General features: G+C 60.6%; 12 protein-coding genes. 5 read left to right on the top strand and 7 right to left on the bottom strand.

Going from position 1 to position 11,743, the window contains the following annotated elements:
- Window positions 1-12: 12 nt before the first annotated feature.
- From V6D40_RS07685 to V6D40_RS07675, 3 genes are all read right to left on the bottom strand, one after another.
- Window positions 13-3,561 carry a helicase-related protein gene (locus V6D40_RS07685; RefSeq protein ID WP_334289770.1) on the bottom strand — a complete coding sequence of 1,183 codons (3,549 nt, stop codon included), beginning with the start codon at window positions 3,559-3,561 and terminating at the stop codon, window positions 13-15.
- 267 nt (window positions 3,562-3,828) lie between these two features.
- Complete coding sequence (locus V6D40_RS07680; RefSeq protein ID WP_334289769.1) at window positions 3,829-4,137, bottom strand: hypothetical protein; 309 nt, start codon at window positions 4,135-4,137, stop codon at window positions 3,829-3,831.
- Window positions 4,138-4,166: 29 nt separating this feature from the next.
- Window positions 4,167-5,138 (bottom strand): GIY-YIG nuclease family protein, encoded by a 972-nt coding sequence (locus tag V6D40_RS07675; protein WP_334289768.1) that lies wholly within the window; start codon window positions 5,136-5,138, stop codon window positions 4,167-4,169.
- A 204-nt stretch (window positions 5,139-5,342) separates the two neighbouring features.
- On the opposite strand from V6D40_RS07675, the gene V6D40_RS07670 reads away from it, so the two are divergent.
- The 4 genes from V6D40_RS07670 to V6D40_RS07655 all read left to right on the top strand — a co-directional run bounded on the left by V6D40_RS07670 (window position 5,343) and on the right by V6D40_RS07655 (window position 8,825).
- The gene (locus V6D40_RS07670; protein WP_334289767.1) at window positions 5,343-5,954 is read left to right on the top strand and encodes a DUF433 domain-containing protein; all 612 of its coding nucleotides are present in this window, start codon (window positions 5,343-5,345) and stop codon (window positions 5,952-5,954) included.
- Window positions 5,951-6,382: a hypothetical protein gene (locus V6D40_RS07665; protein WP_334289766.1), complete on the top strand. Its 432-nt coding sequence runs from the start codon at window positions 5,951-5,953 to the stop codon at window positions 6,380-6,382. Before V6D40_RS07670 ends, V6D40_RS07665 begins: the two co-directional genes overlap by 4 nt.
- Window positions 6,383-6,853: 471 nt before the next feature.
- Entirely contained in the window at window positions 6,854-7,900 is a 1,047-nt protein-coding gene (locus V6D40_RS07660) for a 1,4-dihydroxy-2-naphthoate polyprenyltransferase (RefSeq protein WP_334289765.1), read from the top strand.
- Between the two features lie 10 nt (window positions 7,901-7,910).
- Window positions 7,911-8,825: an AEC family transporter gene (locus tag V6D40_RS07655; RefSeq protein WP_334289764.1), complete on the top strand. Its 915-nt coding sequence runs from the start codon at window positions 7,911-7,913 to the stop codon at window positions 8,823-8,825.
- 15 nt (window positions 8,826-8,840) lie between these two features.
- Here V6D40_RS07655 and V6D40_RS07650 read toward each other — a convergent pair whose 3' ends face one another.
- The gene (locus V6D40_RS07650) at window positions 8,841-9,164 is read right to left on the bottom strand and encodes a DUF4229 domain-containing protein (RefSeq protein WP_334289763.1); all 324 of its coding nucleotides are present in this window, start codon (window positions 9,162-9,164) and stop codon (window positions 8,841-8,843) included.
- Window positions 9,165-9,205: 41 nt separating this feature from the next.
- On the opposite strand from V6D40_RS07650, the gene V6D40_RS07645 reads away from it, so the two are divergent.
- Window positions 9,206-9,463, top strand: coding sequence for a hypothetical protein (locus V6D40_RS07645; protein WP_334289762.1), 258 nt, complete (start codon window positions 9,206-9,208; stop codon window positions 9,461-9,463).
- Here the strand turns inward: V6D40_RS07645 and V6D40_RS07640 are convergent.
- From V6D40_RS07640 to ccsB, 3 genes are read right to left on the bottom strand one after another with little or no spacing between them, the layout of a single operon-like run.
- Complete coding sequence (locus V6D40_RS07640) at window positions 9,460-9,720, bottom strand: helix-turn-helix domain-containing protein (RefSeq protein ID WP_334289761.1); 261 nt, start codon at window positions 9,718-9,720, stop codon at window positions 9,460-9,462. The genes V6D40_RS07645 and V6D40_RS07640 overlap by 4 nt on opposite strands.
- Window positions 9,713-10,708, bottom strand: a complete 996-nt coding sequence (galE, locus tag V6D40_RS07635; protein WP_334289806.1) for a UDP-glucose 4-epimerase GalE — start codon at window positions 10,706-10,708, stop codon at window positions 9,713-9,715. The genes V6D40_RS07640 and galE overlap by 8 nt, the downstream gene beginning before the upstream one ends.
- Before the next feature lie 15 nt (window positions 10,709-10,723).
- Complete coding sequence (gene ccsB / locus V6D40_RS07630) at window positions 10,724-11,743, bottom strand: c-type cytochrome biogenesis protein CcsB (RefSeq protein WP_334289760.1); 1,020 nt, start codon at window positions 11,741-11,743, stop codon at window positions 10,724-10,726.

The raw sequence follows: 11,743 nt of genomic DNA, 5'->3' as shown, positions 1-11,743 counted from the left end.
TCCCGTTGCTTTTTAGTGTGGCGCCGATCCGCGCGACCAATAATCACGCCATTTTTCGTTCATGGACTGGGTGGTGGCAGACAGCTGAATGTGCGAGAAAGCGTTGTCCACGTAGCGGACCTCGTCGTGATCCGGTCCAAGCGGGGACACTCGCACCAGCGCCAAGCGATGCTGTGCCTTTTGTGTGTTCGCTGTGTTGACCTCCATCGAGGTGATTGTAAACGTGTCCGCGCCTTCTACGCGGCCCTTGACCTCAATGAAGAAGCCAATTCCTCTATCGTCATATGAGCGGATGTCAAAACCCGGATTGTAGTGGTCTTGTTCCTCCGGGAGCCTGCCTAGAGCGCGCTCTGCAGCGATGACCGCGTCTACTGCTCGGCGCTCTGTCTCCTCCGTATTCAACACAAACGTATCTGGCACTTTCTCGGGCGGTGCCACTAGCGAAGCCGGCACCACCAGGGCGGCTCCAACCACAATGGCGGGGCGGATAGCGAGCTGTCGAGATGCATCGATTTCAACGAGTCGCCGGTCCAAACGGTCTTGGAGGTCGGCGACTTTCTCTTCCGCTCTACGCGCAGTGAGCCTGCTAAACCTACCTGCTCGCTCCTCCTCCTGCAAACGGAGCATTTCGGTCGCCCAGTGGTTGATCTCAGTTTTCAGCCGTTCTTCCACCTCGCTCCGAGTGTGGCCGAGCTCTGCATCCCTCCGCACTGCGACCTCCCGCTTGCGAGGTACCGCGCCTTCTCTCAGGGCAAAGGATTTGATGGTGTTCTCATGGTGGGCGGGAACGAAGCCTTCCTTAAACAGTTGCTGTACTTGCGACAACTCCTCATCGGTTGGAGCGTCGAAATCAAGGAACGGCGGAGTCTTCGTTAGTGTCATCGAGCCGTCTTGTTCGAGTAGAACGTAATCGAAATGGTGCGAGACACTGGTGTCGTTCCCAGTAACGATCCGCTGTTCCACGATGAAGATGAGGGTGGTTCCGGCGATTGGGGCATCGCGGCGGTCTACAAGAACCGTTCCCCTGGTCAGATCGGCGTGGTCGCGCTTTATAGTTTCTTCGATCACGACACCGAGGAGCGGATGGCCCGGCGCCAACAACGTGGGTTTTGTGCCTCCTTCGAGCGATACCCTGTCGAGGTCAAACGTGACGCGCTCATAGCGTTGCGTTACCGGGTTCCAGGGGTTGATGGCCCGCGCGGCGTGAATTAGCGAGCTTGGTACGTGCCGGATCTCGTACGTGCCATCGCGGCGGTCTTTGATGCGTCCGCCTAGGCGCTCGAAGGCGGGAATGAAAAACGCGGCAATGAAGCCCGGCTGCAGGCGGCGTTCCTTGGCTTCCTCCATTTGGCGACGTAGCTCCTCGATGTCCAGCTGCGATTGGATGCTTCGCTCGAGGCCGTGGTTCTGCATTAATTCGTCGAGACCCTGGGAGACGGATGAGTCGATGATCTGGTCGAGTTTCTTCTTTACCTCCGGCTGGTCTCCGTAGCGGATTGCATCTAGCAACAAATCGCGCAAAGACCTTTGCTCGAACGCGTCACCCTCACCCAGTACGTTGAAAAGGTTGCCGTTGTAGGCGGTCGACATTGCATCAATCTTGGTGAGCAGCCTGGTAAACACGTCGCCTTCGCGAGTGTCAGCCGCTACGAGGTTCCACAGATGGCACACCTCGCGCTGACCAATTCGGTGGATGCGGCCGAAACGCTGCTCAATGCGGTTTGGATTCCACGGCAAGTCGTAATTCACCATGAGGTGAGCGCGCTGCAGGTTGAGGCCTTCACCCGCGGCGTCGGTGGCCAGGAGCACCATGGCGCTGGGATCGTTCGTGAAGCTTTCCTGCGCTCGCTTACGCTCCTCACGCCCCGTGCCACCATGGATGGTTATTACCGCGTCGTCTCTGCCCAGCTGGGTGGCAATCTGTCGTTCCAGGTAGTTCAACGTATCCCGGTGCTCCGTGAATATGATGATCTTGCGTGCTATGTCGTCGGTAGATTTGCCCAGCACCTCCTTATCGAGGATCGTGCGCAGTTGTACCCATTTCGTGTCCTCTTCTCGGCTGCGAACGTTCATAGCCACCCGCACCAGTTCGTCCAGCGTGGCAATCTCCGCCTGTAGCTCCGGCACCGTTTGCGCCGCGGTAGCGAGGTCTACGACGTCGTCGATCTCTCGTTCGAGCTCCTCGAATTCACCGATGCTGAGCTCATCAGGGTCATCCCACTTCGATTGTTTATCGGCGCCTACAGTTGAAACCGCCTCGATCATTCGCAGCGCCTTCCGCTCCGCAACGCTGAGATTTTCGATCTCCTCGAGCCGGTTCTGTAGACGTGCCCGGCGGCGTTCCAGCGATCGGAGGATAGCTTCGGGGCTGGATGCTAAGCGGCGCTGCAGGACTGTCAGAGCAAAGCCAATTGTGTTGCCGCGCTTCTTATCCAACATCCTTTCCGCTCGACCCATCTCTTCACGCACGTACGTGGTCACTTGCTCATACAAGTTCCGCTCCGCTGGGCTCAGGTCGTACGTCACGGTGTAGGCGCGCCGCTCTGGGAACAGCGGCTTGCCTTCAAACGTGAGCAGGTCCTCCTTCACCATCCTGCGCATGAGTCCGTCGGTGTCCGTGCGGTGCGCACCCGGGCGGTACTCGCCCTCGAACCTGTCCGGATCAAGCAGCGACATGAATAGCTGAAAATCTTCATCCTTGCCTGCGTGCGGTGTTGCTGTCATCAGGAGGAAATGTTGGGCCGTCTGAGATAGCAACCTGCCCAGCTCAAACCTGGCTGTTTTATCCACTTCCCCCGCCCATGACCTGTGATGCGCGGACATTCGGTGCGCCTCGTCCACAACCGCGACATCCCAGGTTACGGCACCCAGGTCGTTGAATAGATCTTCGTTTCTTGCGACCTGGTCCATCCTGACGATCAGATATGGATGGTCCGCAAATGCGTTGCCGCCCGCGCTGGCCTCGATCATGGCGCGGTGGAAAATCTCAAAGTGCAGGCCGAACTTCTCCTCCAGCTCCTCCCGCCACTGTTCGACCAAGCCACCCGGCGCGACGATGATCGCCCGGTCACATGCAGAACGCAACGTCAGTTCTTTGATGTATAGGCCGGCCATGATCGTCTTGCCCGCCCCTGGGTCGTCGGCAAGCAAGAAGCGAAGCGGAACGCGCGGGAGCAGCTCTTCGTATACCGCGCGGATCTGGTGCGGCAGCGGATCCACATCAGATGAATTCACCGCAGCCAGTGGGTCGTAGAGGGCAGCGTACTTAATGCGCATCGCCTCTGACGCAAGTTTGAACGTATCGGGATTGCCGTCGAAGGTGTACGCGGGCTCGTCTTCCATCACGATCTCGATATCGATGTCCTTCTCGAGCACCTGTTCCCGAATGATTCCGTCTTGGCCCCGGAACGCGACCTGCACCATGGACGGGCCCATTGGTGCCACTGCGGTTATCTCCACCACCTGGTTGGGTACGAGACCACGCACGCGCCTGCCGATGGAGATGGACGCTAGTTGGTTTTCTACGTGGGATGGGGCTGATTCACGATCACCGAGGCTCATGGAAACAGGCTAAGCCAAACATGTGGGACGGTTCTTCTACGCGGCTAATCGGTCAGACGGCTCAGTAGATGTTTTCCGATGTAACCAACGTAGATATCCCGTCGATCCCACTTGCGTCGTAGCGATGCATCCTGAGTGCTTATCCTTCGACGGAAAGGGACTCTCCAACTGTTCAACACACATTCACCTCGAGTGAACCAAATCCGTTCTGATCCGACCCGTCGGGTGAGACCCGCCCTTTGCACCCGCGCCGCTCAGACGGGCGGGCTAGGCTCCCCGCGCCTCGTCGATAAGCCTCATCAGCTTGCTGATGGGAACAGAGGCTTCGCCAGTAGTATGCCGAGTGACGCCTTCGTCAATTAAACGGCGCAGGACGTCGGCAGTGGAAACTCCTCGGGCAGCGGCGATTTCACGTGCCGCGTCAAGCACCCCTCGAGGCATGCTGACCGTATAGGAAACCATGGCTTCAGAATCTGTCAGATCACCCAAGTCCACACGCTCTGCTTCCGCCATGAGGTCAGAGACATCCGTGCTGTCGTAAAAATTCCGCAGTTGGTCCAACTGTTGTTCGTTCATCTTCACCCTTTTCGAGGAGTTTCGAGCGGCTACTCCTCCCAAGTCACCGCTTCAGCTAGGAGTAGGTCCGCAAGTTTCGCATTGTGGAAGCGCGAGTACATCGTGGAGCCCCGGCGCATGAGGCGGGTGTTGAGCGTGTATGCCTCCTCAAGCATCCGATCGAGATTTGGGAAAGTGATGTGGCCATCGATAATGGCGAGTATCACGCCGAGGCTGAACTCGAAGCTGGACACCCGCTCCCCGCGGTATGAGACGTTGCCGTAGACCCTCCAAAAACCATCTTGACTTTCATACCGCTTCGGGTCATCCAGGGGCGAGGTATTGATCCGTACCGCTACGAATGCGTTCGGGTCGTTTGCGTAATCCACCGACTTGCTTGCAACAATGAACAACGTCTCCAGGTTTCCGCACGACAGAGTGAGCAGGCGGTGCTCCCTTGGAGTGCGGTTTGTGGACGGCATGCATGTCACCGTCCACAACTGGCCGGCGGTCGCTGCCGGGTCAGGCATGGTGTTGGCGATGTACCACCCAAGAAGCGCCCGGATCTCTGGGAATACGGGATGCCTAAGAAGCTGAGCGAGCTTAGCGTATACCTCGTCCGCGTAGGACTGAGTGGCGCCTTTGGCTCGCTCACGCTCCCACGGCAATGCGACGGTTGAACCTTGTAGAGTCACGATCTCCGCGGTGTCATTTCCCCGTGGTCGATTGGTTAGCATGACGTTTCGCACTGAATACTGAGCTTCAGTCTCGGTGATTAGGAACTGCTCCGCTGCGGTGATTTGGTCTTCCGGTAACGGGAAGAAGTCAACGGCGACGATGTCCGGCCAGCGCCGCCGGTGGCTCGCGAATCTACTCACGACATTCTTGGACTTACCCGGGTACGCCTCTCCGTTTTCGAAGTGAAGGCGATAGACACCACACTTCGAATCACCCTTCTTAAATGCGGGCGCGAGTGACGAAAGATCGCGCACATCGATGGTCCTCCCCTTAGGCAGCTGCATACAGCGATGTTAACCAGAGGATCAGTGATATGACCGCGGGTTTCATGGTTCATCTAAGCCCAGCTGTAATCACTTTCCTATCGATAATGCGTTTCGGTCCAATTGTCCACGGAAATGTGCAGGTTCGACCAGCCAATAGCATCGTTTTCTGGCTAAACTTCACCAAAACCCTGATGCCCGAAGCTGCGAAGAAGGAGGTCCACAGTGTCCTATGACTCCAAACTCGCGTCATTCCTCAGTGGTGCCACCCGTTCCCAATTAGACGGATGGGCGAAGAGCGGCGTGTTGCGACCCGAAATCTCTTCCCGCCCAAGACGATATTCGTTTCGCGATGTCGTGGCTCTACGGACCATCGCCAGATTGCGTTCGAAAGTGTCGCTTCAGAGGATCCGCGCCGCTCTGGCCACCTTGCACGACCAGGATTTCAACGAGCATCTCTCCACGTACAGATTCGCTACCGACGGTGAGTCCGTGAAACTGTGGACAGACGAGGGCTGGCTGGATTTGGTTTCCAACCCGGGCCAGTGGGAGCTTTACACCTTCGAAGATATCTACGGAGAGTTCCCGAACTGGAAGAACAGGATTGTGCCTCCCCTTCTGCAGCCGCACGAGGGAATTGAAATTGATCCCCAGAAAATGCATGGGACTCCTGTGCTTGCAGGAACTCGGGTTCCGTTCGACTTAGTCATAGATCTTTGCAGTGGTGACGAGGCTATGGATGTGGACGAACTTAAGGATGCGTACCCCTCGCTAGATCAAGACGCCATCAACCACGCGCTCGACTTCGAGTCAGCGGTTAAAGAGTGGTCTGCGTGAGATTCCTCATTGATGAGAACTTTCCGGGGAACACAATTGATCCTCTACAACGGCTGGCCAAATCACGACACACTTTCCTGAAACCGGGCCGCGACTACCCAACTGGGATCAGCGATGTCGAGCTATTCAGCATCGCTGCATCGCTCGACGCCAAGGCAGTTATCACAGCTGATCTGCTCCAGATTCAGGGGTTGGACCGGAAGCATGAACGAGCCGCGTGCAGATCTGCGGGGTTGCACTGGATCGGGGTTCCCCGGCATCCCCAGGCCCGTGGTCGGCGCATCGCGCATCTTCAACTAGCCCAGCTGGTAGCGGCACTCGAACCAATGGCAGCACAGATAAGCGAAGCTACGGATCCGAAAGCCTTTCTATTGACATCCGGTTCGATGAATGCGCCATTCCAAGAGGGGTATCTTCAGGCTCTCTAGCCCTTCACGGCGACCAAAGTGGACCGCACCTCATCCAGGGGGGCGGATGAAGGATGGCGGATATGCGGTCAAAAAGCGGTATATCCGCCATCCAAGATCCGCCCCCCGGCAAATCCGCGGTCGGTGCAGACACCGGCTCAATGTTCACCAGACATTCACCTCCAGTGACCCAAAGCCGCAAAGCACATGCGTGTAATTCATGTGACAATCACGGGGTGTGAGGACCGAGACGCTCCACTCGAAAAATCAGACACTGAATCCGAAGTACGCCACGACCCTTACCACCCACACTGCAACCCAAGTCGCCGCTCGCCAGTACCATCAACCGACGCGCTACCGTTACAAACAACGCCGCCCCTTTGTTCGCACGCTATAAAGACACGACAGACAGCACGCATTAGTGGCACGCCTGAGGAAACGGCCACCCGCGATCGCTAGCCGTCCAACCGCAATGCAGGCATGATGGGTGCCATGCACCCGAACGCTGACACCCCGAAATCTGAGCGCGCCGATATTGCGTGGCGCGCGTGGTGGGAAGCCGCCCGCCCGCACACCTGGCCAAACGCCATCGCCCCTGTCATCGCCGGCACTGGCGCCGCCGCCTACTGGGGCAGCGCGCACCTGGGTAAGGCGCTACTCGCGCTGGGTGTCGCCCTCGCGCTCATCATCGGCGTGAACTACGCCAACGACTACTCCGACGGGGTGCGCGGCACCGACAACAAGCGCACCGGCCCGACGCGGCTGACAGCATCCGGTATCGCGCGCCCCGAGGATGTCAAGCTCGCCGCGTTCATCGCGTTTGGCGTGGCTGGGGTGCTCGGCTTTATCCTCGCTGCGACGTCGTCGTGGTGGCTGATTCTTGTCGGCGCGCTGTGCATCGCCGCCGCGTGGTTCTACACCGGCGGGCCACGCCCGTACGGTTACGCGGGGTTCGGCGAGCTGGCGGTGTTCGTCTTCTTCGGCCTCGTCGCCGTGATGGGAACCGAGTTCGTTCAGTCCGGGTTCGTCTCCGGCCAAGGGTTCGGGTGCGCGATCGCCATTGGTTGCATCTCCGCGGCGGTGAACCTGGCGAACAACATCCGCGACATCGAGACTGATGAGGCCGCGGGCAAGCACACCCTGGCCGTGCGGATCGGCGACCAAAGCGCACGCGCGCTATTCACCGCGCTCACGCTGGTGCCGTTTGCTGCCACGATCCTGCTCGCCATCACGTTCACCCCGGCGCTCCTCGCGTTCGCGGCACTCCCGTTCGCCATCGCCGCCATCCTCACGGTTCGTCGCGGCGCCACCGGCACGGACCTCATCCCAGTGCTCGGTATGAACGGGTGGGCAATGCTGATTTGGGCGGTCATGACCGCTCTCGCCCTGTCCTGGTTCGGGTCCACCTTCTGGGGCCAGCCAGTGCCGTACGTCGGTGAATCTGACTTTGGCTGGTCGATGTACATCGACGACCAGTTCCCTGGCGACGAGTTCCCTGGCGACGATGCAGTTGAGCAATCGGTCGCGCCGATGTTTTAAGCTTTAAAAAATGCTCGACGTACTAACCGGCTTTTCCATCATCTTTGCGGTGATCGGGGCCGGTTTCTTTTTGGCGCAGAAAGGCATCATCCGAAGCAACAACCGGCTGATGCTGAATCAGATCGCTTTTTATGTGGCCACCCCGTCGTTAATCTTCTCTTCCGTTGCCACGTCGGATACCAGCGCGTTTTTGTCGCCGGTGGTGTTGGTGATTGCGGTGGCGTCGGTAAGCACCATGGTGCTCTACTGGGTGATCAGTGCGGCGCTGTTTAAGCGGAGTGTGGCGGAGACGATGGCGGGCGCGGCGTCGGCAAGCTACTACAACTCTGTCAACATCGGGCTGCCGATTGCCACCTACGTCATCGGCGATCCGACGTATGTTGTGCCGGCGCTGGTGCTGCAGGTGGCGATCCTCACCCCGATCATCATCACCGGGCTGAACTACGGCGGATCCGGCAGGGCCGACACGCGCAAGGCGATCGTTGCGGGGCTCACCGCGCCGATGGTGGTTGCGGCGGTGATCGGGTTTGTCATCTCGTATGCGGGGTGGACCGTGCCCGAGCCGGTCATGGCGCCGCTGGAAATCCTCGGCGGGGCCTCTATCCCGCTGATTCTGATGAGTTTCGGCGCCTCTCTCAAGGGCGATCGCGTCCTCCAAGACGAGCGCGCACCCACGATGACCGCGACCGCGCTGAAGCTCGTCGGCATGCCCGCCGTCGCAGCAGGTGTGGGCGCGGCGATGGGTTTGAGCGGGGACCTGCTCTACGCCGCGGTGATTCTCGCCGCGCTGCCGACCGCGCAGAACGTGTACAACTACACCGCCACCTACCAGGTCGGGCAGACGGTGGCGCGCGACACGGTCTTCCTCACCACGTTCCTCTCGCTGCCCGCGATGCTGCTCATCGCGTTCATCTTCGGCGGGTAGAACGCGGGTAGAACGCTAGCGCTCGGCGAGCTCCGAGGCGATCCACTCCTTGCGCGCGGCGCGCTGCCCTTTCCACTGCGCGATGGCCTGGGTGGCCTCAACGCGCTGTTTGGTGAAGATGAACATGGACAGCGGGAACGCCACAATCAGCGCGAGCAGCGCCGACATCACCAGGGGCACCGGCGCACCGATCAGCACCGCGAGCAGCTGGATAACCACCGTCAGCACGATAAACAGCAACAGCCGCAACAGCCCGTACTTGGCAGCGGCCTTGTTCGCGCGCGAGCGGGCCTGCGGGTCGACGGCTGGCGGTTGTGCGGCGGTTGCGTTGTCAGTCACGGTTCCTAACCCTAACGACCCGCCGGGTAAAGTTGGTAGTCATGGGACGTGTTCTGCTTGTCATCTTGGTCCTTGCCGCCGCGTACCTCATGTGGCGCGCCTTCGGCCCCGGCTCAAACGAGCGCTACGGCGGCGCCGCGCAGCAACCGCGGCCGGAAATCAAGGGTCCGGACGATGACGAGGAGTTCCTCTGGAACATCGAAAAGAACCGCTTCAAAGAGCGCCGGGCAAAAGAGGAAGAAGAGCGCAAGCGGCGCGAGGAGGAAGAGCGGCGCAGGCGCCGCGAAGAGGGGCTTTAGCTTGACGACGCCCCGTTAAACCCCACCTCAAGCCCCAACGCGTCCGCCACCGCGACCACTTTCTCCCAGCGCACGCCGGCACCCCCGTGTTCGATGGTGTGCAGCGTGGAGCGCGAGACCCCGGCAGCGTCAGCGACCTCTTGCTGGAGGCGGCCGCTGTCGCGGCGCGTCGTGGCGATCTGTTCCCCCAGCTTGATCAGCGTCTCGTTATCGCTGGCGGGCTTGCCCTCTTTGTGCCGGGGTAGATGCCTAGTCACGGATTGTGCCCTCCTTGTCTAACACGTCCGGGAGCTTCGCAGCCCACGCGAGCGAGTCCCGAACTCCGTCGGCAACGGTGAGTTCTGCGCGCCAGCCGAGGATCTCCTCGGCAAGCGCGGTGCGCGTCGCGCAGCCCACGACGTCACCGTCGCGCGGCGGCGCTGTTGTCACCTCGAGCGGTTCGCCCGTTGCTTCGCCGAACGCTTTCGCGAGCTCGAAGACGGTCGTGCCCTGGCCGGTGCCGAGGTTGATCGTGGTGTGAGCACCCAGCGCGGACGGGTCCAGCTGCAGCGCGCGGACGTGGGCGCGGGCGAGGTCCCAGACATGGACGTAGTCGCGCAAGCCAGAGCCGTCGCGGGTCGGCCAGTCCACGCCCGTGACGGTGAACGGCGCGCGGCGCTGGTGCGCCTCAATCATCTTGCCCAGCGCGTGGGTTGGATGCGGGTTCTGCAGCCCGGTGCGCATGGAAGGATCCGCGCCGATCGGGTTGAAGTAGCGCAGGCTCAGCGACTGGATCGACTGGGTGTCCTCGAGCACCCGCTCCACCATGCGTTTGGACGCCGCGTAGGGGCTCAACGGGTTAATCGAGCTTTGCTCGTCCACCATGTAGTCGGGACCGGGCTCGTACATCGACGCGGTGGAGCTCAGGATGAACCGGGTGATGCCGTGGCGCTCAAGTGTGCGCAGCAGCTCGATAGACTTGGCCACGTTGTTGCTGTAGTACGCAAGCGGGTTGGCCACGCTTTCCGGGACGATGATCTTCGCCGCGCAGTGCACCACGGCGTCGATGTCCGGGTGGTCGGCGAAGATGCGATCCACCAGCGCGGCGTCCGCGATGTCGCCTTCGTAGTGGTCGAAGCGGCGGGCGAAAACGCGCAACCCCGTGGAGTAATCATCAAGAATCACCGGGGTGATCCCGTTGTCTGCGCAGCAGCTAGTGATGGTCGAGCCGATGTAGCCGGCCCCGCCGGTGATAAGGACCTTCATTGCTGTCACCGGGAGTTAGTTCAAGCCCGCGTAGGAGTGCAGGGACGCGGAAACGAAGTTGACGTAGGTCATGTTGAACACCGTCATCAGCATGGCGAAGACATTAATCCACGCGGCCTTCGAGTTCTTCCAGCCGGCGGTGGCGCGGGCGTGGAGGTAGGCGGCGTAGAGCACCCACGTAATCATGGACACGGTTTCCTTCGCGTCCCAGTTCCACGGGCGGCCCCAGGCGACCTCCGCCCAGATCGCACCGAAAACGATGCCGATGCCGAACAGCGGCAGCGTAACAATCGCGGACTTGTAGGTGATGCGGTCGAGCGTCTTCGCGCTTGGCAGCGGCTTGGCGATCGCGCCAAAGAAGCCCTGCTCCTGACCCTTGGGCTGCCACATACGCAGCAGGTACAGCGCAGCGAAGACGCCGGAGACGATGCCGATCGACGCGCCAACGGACACCGTGGAGACGTGCACCGGCAGCCAGTACGACTGCAGCGCCGGCACCACCGGGGCCGCCCTCAGGTGGAACACGGTGGAGTTCAAGAACATGGTCACGACCATGGGGAACAGCAGCCACGGCCACAGGGAGTGCCAGCTCTTGCGCTGGATCACGGTGGCGGCGACGACCATGATCACCGCGGTCATGAACAGGATGTACTCGTACAGGTTGCCCAGCGGGAACCGCTGCGTGGCAATACCGCGGGTGACAAAGGCGACGATGTGCAGGGTGACGCCGAACCAGACCAGGGCCTGGGTCATGTTCGCCCACTTGCGCGCGTTGGCCACGCGCTGGTCGTACTCGCCCGGCGGGATGGAGTTCTCGCCGCGGGATACCGGCTCCTCGACCACCACCTCGTGGTTGCCGCCGCCGGCCGTCACCGCGACGGCGGTTGTGACCGCGGCGCGCTCACGGCGCAGGTCGATCACGCTGATCAGCCGGCCGTAGTAGATGCACGACATCACGAGCGCAGCGATGTAGATGACAAACGCCGTGCGGAACGTCAGGTCCGACAGGGCGGCCATTGAAGAATCCACGAGCAT

Source organism: Corynebacterium sp. Marseille-Q4381 (genome assembly GCF_036881695.1).
Taxonomy (GTDB): domain Bacteria; phylum Actinomycetota; class Actinomycetes; order Mycobacteriales; family Mycobacteriaceae; genus Corynebacterium.
The sequence above is the reverse complement of the archived record's forward strand: the minus strand, read 5'-3'. Positions and strand labels throughout refer to the sequence as shown.